Source organism: Rhodospirillales bacterium (assembly GCA_023898765.1).
In the GTDB taxonomy this organism is placed as follows: Bacteria; Pseudomonadota; Alphaproteobacteria; order Micavibrionales; family Micavibrionaceae.
Genome location: CP060238.1, coordinates 1 through 19921, shown reverse-complemented (window position 1 = coordinate 19921; position 19921 = coordinate 1). Strand labels below are relative to the sequence as shown.

The window sequence follows — 19921 nt, the reverse complement described above, 5'->3', positions numbered from 1 at the left end:
AAAGTGGAGAAAAATATGAATAAACAAACAAACAGACAATCAGAGAGTGGGAACGTTCTCTTTTTGATCCTTATCGCGGTGGCTCTTTTTGCGGCCCTGTCTTACGCGGTCACAAAGTCGACGCGCTCAGGCGGCGGGTCAACGGAGAAGGAAAAAGCGACGTTGAGCAGCGCGGCCATGACCCAGTATCCGACAGCTTTGCGGACGGCGATTATCCGTATGGTGCTTAACGGGGTCAGCGTACGGAGCATGTATTTTGACGCGCCGGCAAGTTTCGGCGGCGCTTCTACGGAGACTCTCGTGTTCCACCCGGATGGCGGCGGCGCGACATATCAGGACGCCCCGGAGGATATGATGGTCAATCCCGGCGTCGGGACTTGGTATTTCAATGCCAACTTTGATGTTCCTGAAATTGGCCGGGACGGCGCAGACGGAAGCGATATCGTCGCGTTCCTGCCCGGTGTCACAGGTGCCGTGTGCGAGAAAATCAACAGTGAATTCGGGATTACTGCAGGCACCTGTGTGATGAACGGGGCTATTCCTCAGGCGGATGCCGCTGTAACGGATGCCCTGATAAGCGATACGCTTGTGGAACCGACGGTGACGCCGTTCCCTGGAACAGGGGTGGACTCTCCTGACTTGCAGTGTGATTCAGGGACGGCCTTTAGCGGACAGGCTACGGGATGTTTCTATGAATCTGTCGTCGGTCAGAATGTCTTTTACGCTGTCCTTTTGGAGAGATAAGGCTTTTTTGAATAATTTCTTCACTTAAATTAAAAGCCCGGTCTGTTATAATGGAAACAGGACCGGGCTTTTTTTATCGAAGGGGCATTTTTGTTATGAGAGAGAACAAGAAAAAACACGCATCGGAGCAAAAAGGGAGACAAAGGGGAAGTGCCCTCGTTTACATCCTGATTGCGATTGCCTTGCTCGCGGCCCTGACGGTTACGTTTATGGAGCCTTCGAGCCAGCAGACCAGTTCCCAGAATACGTTTGAAACCGTTTCCGAACTGAATACCCAGATAGGATTTATCCGTTCTTCCGTGCAGGAGTGCGTTTTGACCTATCCTGCGGGAGATACGTCCCTGCCTGCGGGAACGACAAATACGCCTTACCCAATCAACCCTTCAAGCTCCTATTTCACACCGGCGCCCAAAAGCGGCGCAGCAGCGAACGATCAGGTTCGCAATATCATGTGTCCCGGAAATCCGGGGGACAGTAATGACCATGCGGACATATATTCCGGCGCGTCCGGAAAGTTTTTGGCGCCGCCGCCGAGCTTGTTTGAAGAATTTGTCTATTATAACGGCATAAACGGCGTTTTCTTTTTCACGCAAACGGACAAAACAGACGCCTTTTTGCAATCGGCCATGCAGAAACTGGACGACCAGTTTTCAGAGTGCGAAGCGGATGTTATTGACGCATCCGGCGGACAGGTGGAACTTACCAGCACGGCGGGCGGCGGTGATCCCAAATGCCCGGCGGGAAGCACCTGTTTTCGTGTATGGATGATTACGCATCCTTCGGCATCCGGCGCCTATAACGGGGATACGGACGGAGACGAGGCGGCCTGTCCGTAGGCGTTAGAAGCTTTTGACTTCTTCTTCTACCCTTTGGAATTCTTTCCCGATGTCCTGAACCAGGTCGCCGGATTCGATTTGCTTTTCCGCATGGTCTTGCAGCCTGGCGGCAATATCTCCCAGAATATTGGCGCAGGCGGAACGGGCAGCGCCTTTCAGGCTATGGGCGGCTTCCATAAGAGCGTGATGGTCCTTGTCTTCCTGTGCTTTTTGTATCTGTTCGATGAGCGGCTGTGTCATTTCCACAAAAAGGCCAAGCATTTCGATCGCATTTTCATCAAAGGCGCCCATCTGGGCAACCATGGCGTCTTTGTCTATGGCCGAGAGGGCGTTTCCGTTTTCCTGCTCCTTCGAACCTGCGGAGTTCGGTTCGGGCTGCGGCTCTTCTTTCAGCAGTCCCCACCGGATAAGAAGTCTTTTGAAATGCCCCAGAGAAACGGGTTTGAGCAGGCATTCATCAAAGCCGTGGCTCATATAGGTCTGGCGCTGCGCCATCTGGACATCTGCGGTCAGGGCGACGACAGGAAAATGCCGGTCCAGCTTTTTGTCATCTTCCCTGATTTCTTTGACAAGGCCGTAACCGTCCAGTTCCGGCATGTGAAGATCTGTAAATAAAATGCCATATCCGCCGCTGCGGACGGCTTCGAGCGCTTTCAGACCGTTTTCAACAAAGAAAGCTTCCACACCCAGCATGTCAAGCTGACGTTTCAGGACGTCGCGGACGCTTGCCGTATCTTCCGCAATGATGAGTTTTGTCGGACCTTCAATGCTCATCTTGGACAGCTTTTCCGCTGCGTCCAGAACGGCCTCTCCCAGACCGATGCGGCTGGCCGGCTTGGCAAGGTAGGGAATGCCAAGGGATTGCAATGTGTGCTGCAGGCCGGCATCGTCCCTGACGGTATACATGACAAGCCCCATGAAGGGCCTTATTTCCATGATTTTCCGGATCAGGTCGAGACCCAGCCCGTCGGGAAGGCCCTGGTCTATCACGCCCACATCGAAAGGGCGCCTTTTGACAAGGGCAAGGGCTTCTTCAATGGTCGGGCAGCTCTCGACATTTGCCCCCATGGAACGCAGAGATTTTGCGATTTCTTTCGCGCCCATAGGATGGTCCTCAACGGACAGAACGGAAATTCCTTCCAGATCCGGCATGTCGAGAATATTGGCTTCGGTATCGACTTCTTCTGTGGGGATTTCGAACCAGAAAGTGGAGCCTTTCCCTTCAACGCTTTCAACGCCGATTTTGCCGCCCATGAGTTCCACCAGTTTTTTGCTGATGGACAGGCCCAATCCCGTGCCGCCATATTTTCGGGAGGTAGAGCTGTCGGCCTGCGTGAAAGGGGTAAAAAGTTTGGCGGCAATTTCCGGGCTCATGCCGATGCCGGTATCGATAATTTCAAAACGTAAGCCCAGCCCGTTTTCAGGCGGCGAAACGGCTTTTGTGCCTTTTGTAATTCTGATGGTGACGGAGCCTTCAGATGTGAATTTCAGCGCGTTGCCCATCAGATTGATAATGATCTGGCGCAGCCGTTTGGGGTCGCCCACAATCACGAACGGAACGTCCTGAGCGATGTCATCCGCAAGCTCTATATTTTTTCCCTGCACCTTGACTTCCATGGCCTCCAGAATGCCGCGGGCCAGCGTCCGGACGGGGACCTCGAAAAGATCGAGTTCAAGCTGCTCGGCATCCATTTTGGCGAAATCCAGAACATCGTCCAGAATTTCCAGCAGGCCGCTGGCTGAATTTTTCGCCGTTTGTGCCATTGTCAATATTTCAGGCGGCGGATCGTTCTGTTCGATCAGTTCCAGCAGGCCATAGACGGATTGCATCGGCGTGCGGATTTCATGGCTGATGGTGGCCAGAAAGTTGGATTTTTGCGCCGCGAGGGCATCGGACTTTTCCGCAGCCTGCTGAAAACGTTTTTCGGCTTTCTTGCTGCTGGAAATATCGGTCGCCCATAAGATAAAACAATCCTGGTTTTCCCAGTGGATTTCCTTAATGGACAGGAGCGCCCATCGCCTGTTTCCATTTTTATCCTCAAAAGGCAGCGTGGCGTCTTTGGGCGGCGTGGGGCTTTTGAGTTTTTTGGCGAGTTGCGCCATCTCATCGCCGTCCCATATTTTTTCAATATCTTTTCCGACATAATCGGACGGCTGCTTTCCTTTAAGGGAGCGCGCCATGGCCGGATTCATATAAAGGGCGATTAAATCTTTGCGGCTGCGTTTGAGAATACAAACCCCAATGGGAATGTCGTCGTAAGGAGGATGTGCGGTCATGAGAGGTCTAAAAAAGGGTTGTCTTCAATACGGGATTTAGCATATCACAAAGAAGAACAAAAAGGATGAGGAAAAATAATGAGTTATAAAGTTGCGGTTGTCGGGGCTACAGGCAATGTGGGGCATGAAATGCTTTCTATTCTGCATGAGAGAAACTTTCCGGTGAGCGACGTGATTGCGCTGGCCTCAAGCAAGAGCGCCGGAAGAGAGGTTTCTTTCGGGGAGGATGATTTAAAGGTTCAGGATCTGGCGGCGTTCGACTTCAAGGGGGTCGATATTGTGCTGTCCTCTCCCGGGGGAAAGGTATCGGCGGAATATTCGCCCAAAGCGGCGAAGGCCGGCGCCGTCGTGATCGACAATACCAGCCATTTCCGCATGGAGCCGGATGTGCCTTTGGTTGTGCCGGAGGTGAACCCGCAGGATGTGGCGCTGCATACAAAACGGGGCATTATCGCCAACCCGAATTGCTCCACCATCCAGATGGTTGTGGCGCTGAAACCCCTTCACGACCTGGCCAAAATCAAACGGGTGGTGGTGTCGACATACCAGTCCGTTTCCGGCGCGGGAAAAGAGGCGATGGATGAGCTTTTCAACCAGACGCGCCATTTCTACATGAACGACAAGGTTGAACATGAAACCTTTCCAAAGCAGATATCTTTTAACGTGATTCCGCAGATTGACGTCTTCATGGATGACGGGATGACAAAAGAGGAATGGAAAATGGTTGTGGAAACGAACAAAATTCTCGATCCGGACATTCAGGTCTGCGCGAATTGCGTCCGGGTGCCCGTTTTTATCGGCCATGCGGAAATGGTCAATGTGGAATTTGAAAACCCGATCACGCCGAAAGACGCCATGAAGGCCTGGAAGGGGTTTGATGGCGTCACCTGTATTGATCTGGACAGCGAAATGGAATTTGTAACGCCGGCCGAAATCGCAGGGGAAGACGATGTCTTTGTGTCCCGTGTGCGCCGGGATGACAGCATCGCAAACGGCCTGAATTTCTGGTGCGTGGCCGACAATATGCGCAAAGGCGCGGCGCTGAATTCCATCCAGATCGCTGAAATACTGGTTAAGGATTATATGAAAAAAGCGGCGTAACTTTTTTGGTCTGGAAACCGAATAGACCTTCATGAACAGACGCAATTTTTTAACAGGGCTGGTTTTGTGCGGCGGTGCGCTTCTTCTGGGGCGGGCGGCCGGCGCGGAGGATTTTATTACAGGCAACGTGATTAAAAAGAAAAAAGAAAAATTTCCTTTTGAGCTTTCCGATGAAGAGTGGCGGGCGCGCCTGACGCCGGAGCAATATGAAGTGATGCGCGAAGAGGGAACGGAGCGGACCTGTTCCTCTCCCTTGCATAAGGAAAAGCGTGCTGGGACCTATCATTGCGCGGGCTGCGGCGCTCCTCTTTTCCTTAGTCATCATAAATTCATCAGCAAATCCGGCTGGCCGTCTTTTTATCAGCCTGTTTCGAAGGACGCGATCGGCAGTTCGACGGACTTTTCACTGGTTTTGCCGCGCACCGAGATTCATTGCGCAACGTGCGGGTCCCATTTGGGGCATGTTTTTGACGACGGCCCTCCGCCCACGGGAAGGCGCTATTGCATCAACGGGCTTTCCCTCATTTTCGTCCCGGACTAGGCCGACGGAAGCTTTAAGGGGAAGAAACCCATTTTCCGTTTGAAATTTGGGGTGCGCCGCTTATGATTGAGTCCGAACAAAAAAACCGGATTTTGCCCCATGTCAGATCAGCCGCGCTCACGCCCTTTGTCCCCCCATCTGCAGGTTTATAACCTGCCTATGACGGCCCGATTGTCGATTCTGCACCGAATCAGCGGGGCTTTGCTGGTCGTGGGATCCGTTCTGATCGCCGCGTGGTTTATTGCCGCGGCGTTTAGCGAAGATTACTATAATATGGTAATGGATTTGACGCTGACCGCGCCGGGGCAGTTTGTCCTTTTTGGCTGGTCTGTCGTTCTTTATTACCATTTATGCAACGGCATCCGGCATTTGCTGTGGGATATCGGGTTTTTTCTGAACAAAAAAGGGGCGGCTGTGACCAACTGGCTTGTGCTGCTGGCCACGCTTGTTTTAACGGGGGCGACATGGTTTTGCCCCTGCGTCCTTTCATAGGAGTGTAGAAAGATGAAATCAAAAATGGCACAGGCGAAGGGGCTCGGCGCAAGCGGCGAGGGGGTTCATGACTGGATGTTCATCCGTATTACGGCGCTGGCGAATATCCCGCTGGTTCTATGGCTTGTCGTTTCGATGGCGGGGCTGAAAGGGGCGCCTTATCTGGTGTTTCTGGCATGGGTTTCATCTCCGCTGAATGCCGTTTTACTCATTTTGCTGGTGATTTCGGTTTTCTATCACGCTGTTTTAGGCTCTCAGGAAATCATCGAGGACTATATTCATCACAAAGGCTTTAAGATGTTCAAACTGATCGGTCAGCGCCTGTTCTTTTTCGCGCTCGGTGTGGCCTGCATTTTCTCGATTTTAAAAATCGCTTTTACAGCTGGAGCTTAAGGACGACCTATGTCTCAATCCTATGAAATTATCGATCACGAATATGATGTTGTTGTTATCGGCGCCGGCGGTGCCGGCTTGCGCGCCGGGTTTGGCTGCGCGGAAAAAGGGCTGCGCACAGCGCTGATTTCCAAAGTTTTTCCCACCCGTTCCCATACAGTGGCGGCGCAGGGCGGCATTTCAGCCTCTTTGGGCAATATGGGAGAGGATGACTGGCGGTTTCATATGTATGACACGGTCAAGGGCTCCGACTGGCTGGGCGATCAGGACGCGATTGAATATATGTGCCGGGAGGCCGTGCCGTCCGTGATCGAGCTGGAGCATTACGGCGTGCCCTTTTCCCGCACGGCGGAAGGAAAAATCTACCAGCGCGCTTTTGGCGGCATGACAACCCATTACGGCAAAGGCACGGCGCAGCGCACCTGCGCGGCAGCAGACAGGACGGGACATGCCATTTTGCATACGCTTTATCAGCAGGCGCTGAAACACCGCGCCGAATTCTTTATCGAATATTTCGCGCTGGATTTGATTATGAGCGATGAAGGCGAATGTCTGGGGGTGATGGCGTGGAATCTGGATGACGGGACCATTCACCGTTTCCGGGCGCATCAAACGATTTTGGCGACCGGCGGATACGGCCGGACTTATTTCTCCTGCACGTCCGCGCATACCTGCACAGGGGACGGAAACGGCATGGTGCTGCGGGCAGGACTGCCTTTGCAGGACATGGAGTTTATCCAGTTCCACCCGACGGGGATTTACGGCGCAGGCTGTTTGATTACAGAAGGCGTGCGCGGCGAGGGCGGGTATCTGACCAATGCCGAAGGGGAGCGCTTTATGGAGCGCTATGCGCCCTCCGCCAAGGATCTGGCCAGCCGGGATGTGGTAAGCCGGTCCATGACGATTGAAATTCGGGAAGGGCGCGGGGTCGGCGAACATAAGGACCATATCCATCTGCATCTGGAGCATCTGGACCCTGATATCATTCACTCGCGTTTGCCGGGGATTGCCGAAAGCGCGCGCGTTTTTGCCGGCGTGGATGTCACGAAGGAACCTATTCCCGTTATACCGACCGCCCATTACAATATGGGCGGCATTCCGACCAATTTCCGCACCGAAGTCGTGACGCCCCTCAAAGGGGACCCGAACCATGTGGTGCCGGGGTTAATGGCGATCGGGGAAGCGGCCTGCGTATCCGTGCACGGGGCGAACCGCCTGGGCTCCAACTCCTTGCTGGACCTTGTCGTTTTTGGCCGCGCCGCCGCTATTCGGGCCGGCGAAACGGTAACGCCGGGGATGCCGCATAAGCCGATGCGCGGGGACGACGGCACGAAGGCGCTGGATCGCCTTGACGGATACCGGCATGCGAAGGGCGGTACCTCTACGGCGCATTTGCGCGATAAAATGCAGCGCACAATGCAGCACCACGCGCCTGTCTTCCGGACGGGGGATGTTCTGGCCGAAGGCGTGAGCAAGATCGATGAATGTTTCAGGCTGCGTTCCGATCTGGGGATCAAGGACCGTTCCATGATTTTCAACACGGATCTCGTGGAAACGCTGGAGCTGGACAATCTTTTGTATCAGTCCGTGGCGGCGATGAACAGCGCCGTGAACCGGGAGGAATCGCGCGGGGCGCACGCCCGGGAAGATTTTCCTGACCGCGATGACGAAAAATGGATGAAACACACGGCCGTTTGGGTGGATAAAGAGGGAAAATCCACCATAGATTACCGCCCCGTTATCCTGCAGCCTTTGACGGACGAAATCGATCCCATCCCGCCCAAACCAAGGGTGTACTGAGACGGGAAAGCCCGCACGCACGGATCCGGTGGATTTGTAAAACAGGAAGGCAGCGGATGCCTTTCATGTTTTCCCTGTTGGACCTCCGGCCAAAAAGCTTTATATAAAGGGGGTTCGTTTTCTTTTTTCAGAAGGAGTCTTTTCGATGGCCCGTCTTGTTTTTTTCGCGTTTTTTCTGGTTTTTGCTTTTCCTTCCCTGTCTTTGGCGCAAGGCTCCGTCAATGTGGGGGATGCCATTCCAGGTGATCTAAGCGCAAAAGACCAGAATGAAAAAATGCGCAGCTTTGAGGATATTAAAGGCGCGAAAGGCATAACGCTTGTTTTTATCCGGTCTGCCGATTGGTGCCCGCATTGTCAAAAACAGCTCATTGACCTGAATAAAAACGCCAAAAAGTTTTCGCAAGCCGGCTATCCGGTTGTTACGGTCAGTTATGATTTGCCTGAAAAGCTGAATAAATTTGCATCACAACACGGTGCCGGCATTACGATGCTGTCGGATCCGGCGTCTAAAATTATCCGTGATTTTGGCATTTTGAATGAAAACAGCGCCAAAGGAACTTTTTCTTACGGTATCCCGCATCCCGGTGTTTACATTGTTGCCAAAAACAAGAAAGTACAGGCCAAAATCTTTAAAGAAGATTATACGCAGCGCCCGTCAGCGGGAGAGATTCTGGCTGAAATCGAAAAGCTGAACCCGCCCGAAGTGCCGCCGGAATCGATGGACGAAGATCCGATTGTACCTGGGGAGGAGACTATTTCCATTCCGGAAAAAATCGTCGATCCTGTAGCTCCGCCGGAAGAAACGGTAGCTCCGCCTCCGCCGGCCTTGCCGGATCCTAATGTGCCCTCAGAGGCTGTTCCCGAGGCGCCTGTCGTTGAACTTGAACCGGATCCTGCCGGGCTTGAGCCGCCGGTACAGCCGGTTTCTCCCCCGGACGCTTTTTAATAAAAGGGGGGTATAACAGGCAGCAAGGGCATGTGCCGGATTTTGGGGGTTTCAGCTTTCCCATGTGGGCCGGTATGGTTTAAAGGGTTGCTTTTTGCGTCGTCCGGCGCTATATGTCATGCCTCTTTTACGGCCTGATAGAAGAAAACTTCTTTAGGCCCGGTGGCGCGGGATGGAGCAGCCCGGTAGCTCGTCAGGCTCATAACCTGAAGGTCGTAGGTTCAAATCCTACTCCCGCAACCAATCTTCTAAATCCAAACTCTCTCTGAGCCTTGTAATCCCTTGCAAAAGGGCAGAGTTTTTGGGCTTTTGCGCCCAAAGCTAAAGGGCATGCGCCCCCTCAAAAAGCCATTTATACCCCCATTTTCTCTCTAAATACCGATTTTTCTCTGAAGCTGTAGAGGCGATTACAAAAACGCCCTTCAGCTTTTTACCATTGTTTTTCAATGAGTTGATAATGCTGTAAAATTAACTGTTTTCAGGTCGCAGCGTAAACTAGGGTGCGTTTGAACAAAACCATTGTCGCGCAGAGATGTAGAGTGAAATATATAGGCAATCAGGCGTTTACAGAAAATCCGAAATGCTGGCGTTGATCTTCCCAGCCATTCGGGAAGGGTTTCATGAAATCGGTGAGGCTGAGGCTGTAAGGCTGGCGGCCATTCAAGATGGCTTCAATGATATCGGGTGCCAACTGGGTCATGCGTACTGTCTTGGCAATATAGCCGTGATCGAGTTTTTCTCGCTCGGCCAGCTTCATGATGGTTAAATCAGGATCCGCTTCCAGCATTTCAAGATATTGATGCCCGCGCCCAACCGCTCTGATCATATTATTTTCGTATTTTGGTCTGCGAGCAACTGACAAATCACGTCCGTCAGGCGTGGTGATATATTTCCTGCCTCCGTGAAGTTTGAATTTAATCGGGATGGTGATTTCCAGCGGTGTGTTTTCGGTGGGCTGTCCCTTTTTCATTTTGGCATCGGGCATCATTTCATGAAGCAGCCCGGCCATCCCCAGCGGGCGCAGTGCGATAATCACTTTTTCGGGATAGACCACCACTTTTTGGATGATCAGTTTCGCAAGTCGTTGTTGCTCCAAGGGAAAAAGCTCATCCCAGAGAAGATCAAAATTCTGCAAGGTCTGGACAATTTTTGTGTCATCGGGACTGTTATCATTCAAAAGCTCTTTAACTTTTCCAATGACGCTTTTTGACCATTCAGGCCGCGTAAGGATACGGCGCATCTGCTCGATGATCACGCCCTCCAGCAATGGCGCCGATAATGTTTTTATCGGACAATCATCGTAACTCTTTTTTACGGCCTGTGTGCTGACGTAATATTTATAGCGCTTGCCCGCCTTTTTCACAGCGGCGCATGTGAAGGTGTAACCTTCGGCATCAAAAACCAGTCCGCGCAAAAGATACTGAGCCTGTGTGCAGCGTAACGGCGATGAATTTGGCACTCTGTTTTCTCTGATTTCTTTGGCCTTGTCAAAATCGGCGGGATCAATAAAACCAACATGCTCGCCTTCGTAAATAGTGCCTTTATGACTGATCTTTCCGATATAAACAGGATTGTCCAAAATTTTGTAAATTGAGCTTTTCGTGATGGGTTTTCCGGGATGGAAGCGTCCGGATCTGGCAACCCAGCTTTTTGATTGGTAGCCTTTTTCTTTTAACTCCCCGACCAGTTGCGTGGCTGATCCCATTTCAAGAAAGCGTTTGAATATAAACTGTACGATCTCGGCTTCATCGGGATTGATTTCCAGTTTACGATTGTTGACATCATAGCCGAGCGGCGGCACACCGCCCATCCACATGCCCTTGCGTTTTGAGGCTGCGAATTTATCGCGGATCCGCTCGGCGGTCATTTCTCGCTCAAACTGGGCGAAGGATTGCAGGATGTTGAGCGTCAGCCGCCCCATAGATGTGTCGGTGTTGAAATGCTGGGTGACGGACACGAAAGAGACTTTTTGTTTTTCAAAAAGTTCCATGATCTTCATAAAATCAGTCATTGATCTGGACAGGCGATCAATCTTGTAAACAACCACCACGTCAATCAAACCGTCCTCGATATCCTGTATCAGTCGCTTGACGGCTGGACGTTCCATCGATCCGCCGGAAAAACCACCGTCATCGTAACGTGAGGGTAATAAAACCCATCCCTCATGTGCTTGGGCGCGGATGTGATGTTCTGCCGCTTCGCGCTGGGCATCGAGAGAATTGAAATCTTGATCCAGTCCTTCTTCGGTCGATTTGCGCGTGTAAATTGCGCAGCGTTTTTTAATCTTTTCTGCCATTACTGTCTCTTCAATCCAAAAAATACCGGGCCAGACCAGCGCGTGCCTGTAATCACGCGGGCAATTACTGAGAGGTTGGTGTATTTCATGCCCTGATATTCGAGGCCGTCATTCAGTACTGTGACGCGGTGTTCTGTTCCCTGATATTCGCGGACGATCACCGTTCCCGGCGGCGGTAAATCACGGTTACGTTTCATCGTGCCTGCGTTGATGTCCTGCTTCATTCTTCGGATGTTTTCTTTTGTCTCCGGTGAGAGGCCGCCAAAGGCCAGCTCTTGAATTCGGTAGGCTATTTTCCGCTCAAGATTGGCACGGTTGAATTTCGGTGGCTCGGTATCAAAATATTGAGTCCATGTTTCTTTTAGAGCCGCCATATCCATATTTTGTATTTCACTGAGTTGTTTCAAAGCCGTGTTTGTCATGCTCTCTCCTTTACTTTTGGTCATGACATGGACGCTTCGCTTGGCGGTGAAGTCCAGTAGAACTCTCTCCGAATGCGCTTATTTCTGCACGTTTTTGCACACGGACGACTGCTTTTGCCAGAATGCTGGCAATTTCATCGAGCCGTTCCTCGGTTGTCATTGTATGGGGCTGGGTTTGGTTCATTATTTAGCATCATTATGTTAAAGTTTTGATGCCAATAATTTTGAAGCAACAGCACTAGTGAGCGCGTGGTGCCCAGTTAGTGCTTAGGTGGTGATGGGCTGGTGATCAGCGATAGAAGACACAAAGCCTTCATCCAGCCGATAACTGCCGCGCCCGTCAGATATAATCAAATGCCGCCAGAGCGGATTGCGTTTGAAAATATTGGATAGTGTGAAGCTTTGCGATCCGGCTTTGGCAAGAAGCTGCTTACCATTCTGCCATGGTTTTCCATCCAGCGCGGCTTCGTAAAGCTGGCGAATGATGTCAGCTTGAATAGCGCCAAAATTATGTTTCTGGCCGTTGAACACCACCTTTTTAAATGTTGGATCATAATCTGTGCTCTTGATAATAGGCTGCGTTTTGCCAACGCGGCCTATTATTTTGACATTACAAACGGATGTTTCGCTGATGTGATACTGCTTCTCAAAATGTTTCCGATCATCATTCAGGATCACTAGGTCATCAATAGAAAAACGCATGCTGTCTGCTGTGTCGGGAAGCATCAATCTGGAATTACTCTCCGGGCATAAAAAATCGCGCAAGTAAACTTTGCCCGATTTGAATAGCGTCCTGCAATGGTGCGGGTGGAGCGGTGTGTAGCCTTCCCAATGTCGTAATTCTTTCGTCAGGATAATGCGCGCGCCATCTGTTTCTTCCCTGATTTCATAAACGCTCATCAGGGGAAGCCAAACATTCGCCCGGATCTGTCCATGCATGAGCCATTGCCTGATATCCGAGGAGCTGATCTGCCAGGCTGTCTGAAGATCGCTTAGAGAATAAAAAACCCTTTCTGGTAAGCTCGCCATAGCTCCAGCTCCTTTCCTTCCTGCAATGTTTCCTTGGTATCGGTAAGTCGAATCCCGCCAACACAACCAACTTGATTTTTGTACCACAATCAAATAAATTGAGTCAATCTGAATACAACCTCAAGGAAAATTTATGAGCAGTCATGGTGGAAAAAGAGAGGGCGCTGGCCGCAAGTCAGGCTCTGGAAAATACGGTGAGCCAACAAAAGCACTGCGGGTTCCAGCGAGTCTTGTGAAAGATGTTAAGGATTTTATCCGCGTTAAAAAAGTAAAACGTCAACGCATACCATTGTACATGGCTGGCGTTCCGGCTGGCTCCCCCTCATTTCTGGAAGACCATGTTGAGGATTACATTGATCTGAATGAATTTTTCATCAAAGACATGGAACAAACCTTCATGGTCATGGCCGAGGGTGATTCCATGGTCGGTGCCAATATTCGTTCCGGCGATATTTTGATTGTTGATCGTTCCATTGAAGCCCAGCATGGCCATATCGTAATCGCTGGTGTCGATGACAATCTCACCGTCAAGCGTCTGCACATTAAAGATAATGAAATTTTCTTAAAACCGGAGAATGATAAATACGAGCCTATTAAGCTGAACGGTAACAGCCGCCTGCATATCTGGGGTGTGGTGACGAATATCATTCATCGATTGGTGGGTTAATCACAACCCCGTCATAAGCTGAGCACCAAGCCGTCACCACGCGCTCACCACCCTGAATAACTCAAGCTGATCTCCATTACATACGCAAGGAGATCAGCGAAATGACAAACGATAAACGCCCCCTCGAATTAGACGACATATATAAAACACCTGTTGGTGACCTGTTGGCACTTTCGGATCAGGAATTGGATGATCTGATCGCCAGCGCAGAAGACGCTTATCAAAAAGCCCGCAAGCTCAAGTCCTGGCTGAATGGTGTCAAACGCCAAAAAGCAAGCCGGAAGAAGTGAGGCTTGCCATGAACCCATTTCAAAAACACGGCATTGAGCATCTTTCCGCATCGAGCCTTAATCTCGCCCGCGATAATTTGCCGCTCTGGATCATTCGTTATCTGGGAAAAGTTAAAGGACAGCAAAGCGTCAATATGCTGGCAGGCATTGCGGTGGAAGAAGCTGTTGCCCGCGGCCTTGATCATCCGGACATGGATGAAGAGGCGATCATTCAATTCGCCAAAGATGAATATCTGAAAAAGACGGCGCTCGGCTTTGATCAGGAAGACCGGGAAAACAAGCTACAGGAAATCACAGGTCGTCCGGCAGAAGGACGAAAGCAAGCCTGGGACGGCATGGTGAGGAATGCGCTTCGCACGCTCCGCCCTTATGGTATCCCCACAAAGCCGGAAACCGGAAAACAACATCGCATTGAAGTTTTTCTCGATGGAATCCCTGTACCGCTGATCGGTTTTAAGGATTTTTCCTTCGATCAGCATGGCCTTGATATCGACCTCAAAACCACGGCACGCATGCCAACCGATATGTCTTTCGATCATCAGCTACAAGGCGCGGTGTATTGGAAGGCATCCGGCAACCGGGCGCAGCGATTTGCCTATGTCACAAAAGCAAAAGCGGACGTTCTGGAATTAACGCCGGAGGCTGCTGCTTACGCCATTCATACCGCCACAGGCATTGCACATTGTCTGCAGCGATTTTTATCCCTTTCCAGCGACTGGCAGGAACTCAGCCAGCTCACCATCCCCGATTATTCAAACTTCCGCTGGGACTCTTTGACGGCAGGTGCCGCCAGAGAGCTTTGGGGTTTTTAAACAACGCATCAATCAAGAAAGGAAAATGACCAATGCCACTCCATAACCTCGAACGCTCTGCCAATGCCGTACCACATGTCCGCTATATGGCCGGAACCGCCAGCTGGATGCTCTCAACTGATGAAGGCATGAAAACCATACAGCTTCCGCAATGCCTGTTTGATTTTGGAAAAATCAAAACCGGATGGGGATGTTTCCAAGAAGACCAGGCTCCTGAATGGGTCTGGGATCCGTCATTGGAACACCAGGCACCCAAACCAAATGATGGCCGTGAATGGAAAAAGGGTTTCCATGTGTTGATCCTCTTGCCACAGGAATATGCACCGCTCCAGCTGCGCGAATTTGCCACGACGGGTGTTGGCGCTGTTGAAGGCATTAAGGGGCTGTATGCCCTGTATGAACAAGCCAAGGATCAAAATCCAGGCAAAGTGCCGCTTGTTCAATATGTCGGCGCAACGCCTACGCAAATTGGCCGCAAAGGTGGCCGTACGAACATCCCAAGCTTCCAGATTACGGGATGGATTGATCGTCCGGCGGCCTTTGATGAACCGCTTGGCGATGACGGTAATAATCAAGGCCAGCAGCAATTTGCCAGCCAGTCCGGGTTCGCGCAGGCCGCGCCGCAAGCGAACACAGGGTTTAAAGCTGCACAGCCAGCTCCACCACCTTCTCAGGCCGCCACGTCTGTCCAGCCGCCGCAAACGGATAACTCCTTTCAATCGGCCTCACCTCAGCCGGACAGTGGCAGCCTCAACAAACCCGTCTTCTAAACCTCCCTGCAACTTGGTTGTCCGGCACTACGCCGGGCAACCGCTCTTTTCTTGAAAGCTGAATTTTAATGACTGCCGATCAATCACATCTGGAGCCGAACAAAGAAGCGATGCTGTTGCAGCTGACGCATCTTTTTGGCGAAACTCATGCGGATGGGATGATTGAGTTGGCATGGACGGATCCCCAGAATAATCACGCGCTCTCGAAAGCCCGGCTTTTTGATATTACAGATTTTGGAGAGATTCCTGATTTTGCCGCCGCGCGCAATGCTGAGGGCAGCAATGTTTATATCGGCGCGGCCTTACGCAAAAAGGGGTTGCCTGATCATAAGCGCACCAGTGATGATGCCTTTTTTTCTTTAACCTCAGCTTACGTTGATCTGGATGAGCCAGGCGTAGCATCCAAAGCGCGCGAGATTTATGGTGCAGTCGGCCCGACATTGGTCGTGATCACAGGGCAACATCCCCATTTCCGCGCTCAGTTATGGTGGCGGCTGGATGAACCGGAAACTGATCCGGATAAAGCCAGGTTTATCAATAAGCATCTCGCCGTTGCCATGAGCGGCGATGAGACAGTTGTTAATCCTTCCCGCGTCATGCGATTGGGCGGTTCCATTGCGTGGCCGGTCAAGCCAGGGCGCGTAGCGGAAGTAACGGAAGTCCAGTTTTTAGGGCGGCCTGATGTTCCGGCGGAAGCACTTCTAAACATTGTCACACATGTTCTTCCACAACTTCCGCAGACTTCCGCGACACTTCCCGAAAACACACAAACACCTGTGACACATCACAGTACATTAAATCTGCCCGATCTGAATGGATTGTCGGTCGATGGCTGTATCGCCAATATCCGCGCCGGACGGGAATGGCACAAAAATATGGTCAGGCTCACTGCTCACTGGGTGAATGCGGGCATGTCAGATCAGGAAATCCTGCTGGCTTCTGAAAGTCTGACTTTATCTGGCTACACCCGCGAGCAAACGCGCAGCGAAGTAACGAAAATGCTGCAAGGCGCGCGGGACAAATGGAACATTCAAAACCCGTCAGTTCTTTTAGAGCAGCCAAAACTCTCGCCAATACCATCCCTGGTCTTGAAAGATTGGAATGGTCATAAATATGCAGGAGAAGCACCAGAGCAGCGCTGGCTAGTTGAAAATCAAATTCCTCTTGGTGTGCCGATCCTGCTGGCAGCAATGGGCGGTGTCGGAAAAAGCTATATGGCTTTGGATCTGGCGCTGCATGTTTCGCTGCCCACCACCTCAATGTCATTTCCGTACCGTGTGTTTGGCGGGCAACTGAAGGAACACGGCACAGCGGTTATCCTGGCTGCAGAAGATAGTTACGAAACCATTCACCGCCGTTTCAATAAAATTGATGAAGCCGATAAACGCGTGCTGGCAGGTGACCGGCTGATTGTTGTTCCTATGCCGAGCGTTGGCGGGCCGCGTCCCCTGATTGATGTGGAAAATGGTGTTCCGCAGAAAACAGAATTTTTTCATGACTTCAAAGCCCAACTGCTGGAATTGCCGGATTTAAAGCTGGTGGTGATTGATCCGCTTCAAGCCTTCATCATGGCAGATGTCACATCGGATCCGGCGGCAGCACAGTTTATGTGGTCGGCGTTGGCGGAAATCTGCGCGGAGACCGGGGCAACGATTATCGTCACCCATCATATGCGCAAAGATGGCATGCACAACATCACCAGTGTTGCCGGAGCGCGGGAAGCGATACGTGGATCAACGGCTCTGGTGGACGGCGCACGCGGTGCTTATGCCCTGTGGCAGGCGGACAAGGATTACGCCCGGATCTGCTGCCAGTTTTTAGGCCGGGATTTTGAAGAAAACGCCATCATTCAAGGCGCCATTGTCAAAACCAATGATGATGTAATACAGGCTATTCACACATACGTTCGCGCAGAAAGTGGCCTTCTTGTTCAGGATTTGAACCTCAGCAATCTGGATCCGGATGAGATTGGGTATCCAGATTTCGAAACAGAGATCGAGATCCTGAAAGGAATCGAAAACCACTGGAATGCCGGAGAGCCTGTATCACAGGCACCAAATACCGGGCCACGTTATATCGTCAAATTTCTCAAAAAGCATTTCGGCCTCAGCAAATCAGTCGCTCAGACCCTTCAGGGCAAGTGGGTTGATGAGGGCATCATCGCCACGGAAGTCATCAATTCAAGTTCAAAACTCAAAGGCTATCGCCTGATCAAACTCCCAGAACAAAAAACGGAAGGAGCGGAAGCATGGTACACAAACCATTGATTTCATTATGCGGAAGTGTTTACGGAAGCTGCGGAAGCATACCCCTTAACACATTGATTTTATTAAATAGGCATTTGCGGAAGCTGTTCCCTAGATCCTTAAGGATCTATTTCGGAAGCCGCGCTTGCGCTGCGCGGCGTCCGAATACGATCTGGTCTCTGACGGATCTTGCCGGAGGTGCGGCATGAGCAAATACCGCAAGCCATACATCAACCCCGATGCCCTTCGTGCTGCCCAGCAAGCGATGGCGCCGGATCATTACAAAAAACGCTCCCTCACCGAAGGGCTGGATTATCTGGCCAGAGAGATGGAAATCAAATGGGGCGTTGATCGCTTGCCGCTGCTTGTCTCCGATCAGATGCGGGGAGCCTTTTATCGACAAAAAGATCTGCTGGATGAAGCGCTGCAATCCGGTGATCTCACTCTCATCGATATTCAGGTGGGCGGTATGAAACGCGCCTGGCAGGCTTTGGATCAGGCAGCGACACAAGCCGGGCAACCAGTATTATCGGCGGATATTTGGGAAGTACGGCTTCCGGTATCAGGCCGTGTTGTGGCGATTGTCAAAACCTCCGCCGAAGCGCACGCCATTGCCAGACCTGATTTGGAAACATGGACGATCACCGAGATTGCCCAGCTGATCGATGGCATGGACGAGAGCGTGGCCAAAATCAAACAGCTTTTTCCCGGCGCAGAAGTAACCGCCATCACGAAAAAAGAAATTCCATCAGAGCAACAGGACAAGCCATTCGACTGGTCGAAGGGCGATGACATCCCGTTTTAACCCGAAAAGAAAGGAGAAAGGCCATGAGCCACTACCAATGCCCACTGGGAAGAGCAGCAGGTGCCAGCCCCAAAAACGAAGATGAGATGGAGCTGATGCGCAGAGCCGCCTGGCGGAAGCAAGGCGTTTTGAACGTAGCCCCATCTGACAATCGCCTGACATGGCCAGAGAAAGAATTCGTCAAACAAATCGCAGAGAAGCTCTACGGCGAGCGGAAGGAGTCCCAATGAAAATGATCGGCCCACCACCAGAACCATACTGGACAGAAAAGATTGTGATGGCGTTTATGGAAGAAGCCGCAGAGATCCACAGATGCATTCCTGATGTGCGCGTCCCCGGTTATCATTCCATGTGGCCGGACACGCTCAAGGATGACTGGGAGCGATATTACGACATGCTGCACGCAAGGCAGCGGCGCAACTACGCTCTTCCCAAGCAGGTGGATTTCATGGAAGAAGTCATGCGCTGGCTGCGATGGCTCAATGTCATCGAGCAGCGGGTGATCTGGGCGCGCGCCAATAACATTCCATGGAAAGTATTGGAGCATGATTTCAACAGCAGCAAGACCACGCTCTGGCGACACCTCAACGTGGGGACAAATCGTCTGGCAGCAATCTTGAACAACAATGATCCGGATGGTGACTACCAAAATAAACTCAAGCGTTTTTGAGAGCCAGTCATGCTTACGAACCATTTGAAACAGTGTTGCAACACCGTTAACACACATTCCCTGAAACACTTTTTCGATTTTTGGGGTATGTTTTTTCTATGCTGGACAGAAATGCGCGATTTGCTGCTGCGACCGCCCCCAATCAACTTGACTTACAAAATCTCGCGGGTCCTGTGGAGCCGAAACCTATAGGGGCGGGGAACGCGCGGGAGTTTTTTAGCGTCTGGGGTTTCAACTTCCTTGACATACCTACTTGACACTTTCCATCTAACCTTTTGATTGTGCGTTGTTATTCGGCGTAAAGCTAGAACACCAAATCGTCACTTACTTGACATTATGACCGAACTGATGAGCCAGAAAGCCTACGCTGAATATAAAGGATTCAGCAGGCAGTATGTGCATGAGCTTGTCAGGGATAAAGTTTTACGCCTGAAGCGCGGTAAGATTGACCGTGATGAGGCTGATATAATCCTCGAAGCCCGGCGTGAACCTGCCCGGCCATTACGCCGGAGCACGCAAACGCTCGCACAAGATACAGCGCCGCCCGCAACGCCTACGCAAATGTCCGGCAGGTTACCTGTATCAGAATTGCCCACGCTGCTTTTGAAAACACGGATCAAAAGCGAAACCGAAAAAGCGAGATTGCTGGAGATTAAGGCCAAGGTTGAGGCCGGAAAATATATCGACCGTGACGAAGCCGAAACACAGATATTCAAACACTTTCGCCCTCTACGCGACAACCTGCTGACGATCCCTGATCGTCTTGATGCAGAGCTGGCCGCAA

General features: G+C 51.4%; 21 protein-coding genes and 1 tRNA gene. 18 read left to right on the top strand and 4 right to left on the bottom strand.

Annotation, left to right across the window (positions count from 1 at the left end):
• The first annotated feature begins 63 nt into the window (after positions 1-63).
• Positions 64-744, top strand: coding sequence for a hypothetical protein (locus H6853_00110; GenBank protein ID USO03730.1), 681 nt, complete (start codon positions 64-66; stop codon positions 742-744).
• 95 nt (positions 745-839) lie between these two features.
• On the top strand, positions 840-1580 hold the full coding sequence (locus H6853_00105; GenBank protein USO03729.1) for a hypothetical protein: 741 nt from the start codon (positions 840-842) through the stop codon (positions 1578-1580).
• 3 nt (positions 1581-1583) lie between these two features.
• On the opposite strand, the gene H6853_00100 is transcribed toward H6853_00105, so the two are convergent.
• Entirely contained in the window at positions 1584-3857 is a 2274-nt protein-coding gene (locus H6853_00100) for a response regulator (protein USO03728.1), read from the bottom strand.
• A 78-nt stretch (positions 3858-3935) separates the two neighbouring features.
• Here H6853_00100 and H6853_00095 point away from each other — a divergent pair, with 78 nt between their 5' ends.
• The 7 genes from H6853_00095 to H6853_00065 all read left to right on the top strand — a co-directional run bounded on the left by H6853_00095 (position 3936) and on the right by H6853_00065 (position 9373).
• The gene (locus H6853_00095; protein ID USO03727.1) at positions 3936-4958 is read left to right on the top strand and encodes an aspartate-semialdehyde dehydrogenase; all 1023 of its coding nucleotides are present in this window, start codon (positions 3936-3938) and stop codon (positions 4956-4958) included.
• 31 nt (positions 4959-4989) lie between these two features.
• Positions 4990-5499, top strand: a complete 510-nt coding sequence (gene msrB / locus H6853_00090) for a peptide-methionine (R)-S-oxide reductase MsrB (protein USO03726.1) — start codon at positions 4990-4992, stop codon at positions 5497-5499.
• Between the two features lie 99 nt (positions 5500-5598).
• On the top strand, positions 5599-5991 hold the full coding sequence (gene sdhC / locus H6853_00085; protein ID USO03725.1) for a succinate dehydrogenase, cytochrome b556 subunit: 393 nt from the start codon (positions 5599-5601) through the stop codon (positions 5989-5991).
• A 12-nt stretch (positions 5992-6003) separates the two neighbouring features.
• Positions 6004-6384, top strand: a complete 381-nt coding sequence (gene sdhD, locus H6853_00080) for a succinate dehydrogenase, hydrophobic membrane anchor protein (GenBank protein USO03724.1) — start codon at positions 6004-6006, stop codon at positions 6382-6384.
• A 9-nt stretch (positions 6385-6393) separates the two neighbouring features.
• On the top strand, positions 6394-8184 hold the full coding sequence (locus H6853_00075) for a succinate dehydrogenase flavoprotein subunit (GenBank protein ID USO03723.1): 1791 nt from the start codon (positions 6394-6396) through the stop codon (positions 8182-8184).
• A gap of 145 nt (positions 8185-8329) precedes the next feature.
• Complete coding sequence (locus H6853_00070; GenBank protein ID USO03722.1) at positions 8330-9130, top strand: redoxin domain-containing protein; 801 nt, start codon at positions 8330-8332, stop codon at positions 9128-9130.
• A 166-nt stretch (positions 9131-9296) separates the two neighbouring features.
• Positions 9297-9373 (top strand) — tRNA-Met (locus H6853_00065).
• Positions 9374-9686: 313 nt separating this feature from the next.
• Here H6853_00065 and H6853_00060 read toward each other — a convergent pair.
• The 3 genes from H6853_00060 to H6853_00050 all read right to left on the bottom strand — a co-directional run bounded on the left by H6853_00060 (position 9687) and on the right by H6853_00050 (position 12877).
• Positions 9687-11426: a recombinase family protein gene (locus H6853_00060; protein ID USO03721.1), complete on the bottom strand. Its 1740-nt coding sequence runs from the start codon at positions 11424-11426 to the stop codon at positions 9687-9689.
• Complete coding sequence (locus tag H6853_00055; GenBank protein ID USO04548.1) at positions 11426-11848, bottom strand: DUF2924 domain-containing protein; 423 nt, start codon at positions 11846-11848, stop codon at positions 11426-11428. The genes H6853_00060 and H6853_00055 overlap by 1 nt, the downstream gene beginning before the upstream one ends.
• A gap of 267 nt (positions 11849-12115) precedes the next feature.
• Complete coding sequence (locus H6853_00050) at positions 12116-12877, bottom strand: hypothetical protein (GenBank protein ID USO03720.1); 762 nt, start codon at positions 12875-12877, stop codon at positions 12116-12118.
• 133 nt (positions 12878-13010) lie between these two features.
• On the opposite strand from H6853_00050, the gene umuD reads away from it, so the two are divergent.
• The 9 genes from umuD to H6853_00005 form a co-directional block, all read left to right on the top strand.
• Positions 13011-13544 (top strand): translesion error-prone DNA polymerase V autoproteolytic subunit, encoded by a 534-nt coding sequence (gene umuD, locus H6853_00045; protein USO03719.1) that lies wholly within the window; start codon positions 13011-13013, stop codon positions 13542-13544.
• A 101-nt stretch (positions 13545-13645) separates the two neighbouring features.
• Entirely contained in the window at positions 13646-13834 is a 189-nt protein-coding gene (locus H6853_00040; GenBank protein ID USO03718.1) for a hypothetical protein, read from the top strand.
• Between the two features lie 8 nt (positions 13835-13842).
• Entirely contained in the window at positions 13843-14646 is an 804-nt protein-coding gene (locus H6853_00035; GenBank protein USO03717.1) for a hypothetical protein, read from the top strand.
• A 32-nt stretch (positions 14647-14678) separates the two neighbouring features.
• Positions 14679-15416, top strand: a complete 738-nt coding sequence (locus H6853_00030) for a hypothetical protein (GenBank protein ID USO03716.1) — start codon at positions 14679-14681, stop codon at positions 15414-15416.
• A 68-nt stretch (positions 15417-15484) separates the two neighbouring features.
• Positions 15485-17683 carry an AAA family ATPase gene (locus tag H6853_00025; GenBank protein USO03715.1) on the top strand — a complete coding sequence of 733 codons (2199 nt, stop codon included), beginning with the start codon at positions 15485-15487 and terminating at the stop codon, positions 17681-17683.
• A gap of 184 nt (positions 17684-17867) precedes the next feature.
• Positions 17868-18467 carry a hypothetical protein gene (locus H6853_00020; protein USO03714.1) on the top strand — a complete coding sequence of 200 codons (600 nt, stop codon included), beginning with the start codon at positions 17868-17870 and terminating at the stop codon, positions 18465-18467.
• A 23-nt stretch (positions 18468-18490) separates the two neighbouring features.
• Positions 18491-18697 carry a hypothetical protein gene (locus tag H6853_00015; protein USO04658.1) on the top strand — a complete coding sequence of 69 codons (207 nt, stop codon included), beginning with the start codon at positions 18491-18493 and terminating at the stop codon, positions 18695-18697.
• Complete coding sequence (locus H6853_00010) at positions 18694-19137, top strand: hypothetical protein (GenBank protein ID USO03713.1); 444 nt, start codon at positions 18694-18696, stop codon at positions 19135-19137. Before H6853_00015 ends, H6853_00010 begins: the two co-directional genes overlap by 4 nt.
• Before the next feature lie 348 nt (positions 19138-19485).
• A partial coding sequence (locus H6853_00005) for a hypothetical protein (protein ID USO03712.1) occupies positions 19486-19921 on the top strand: 436 nt, incomplete at its 3' end.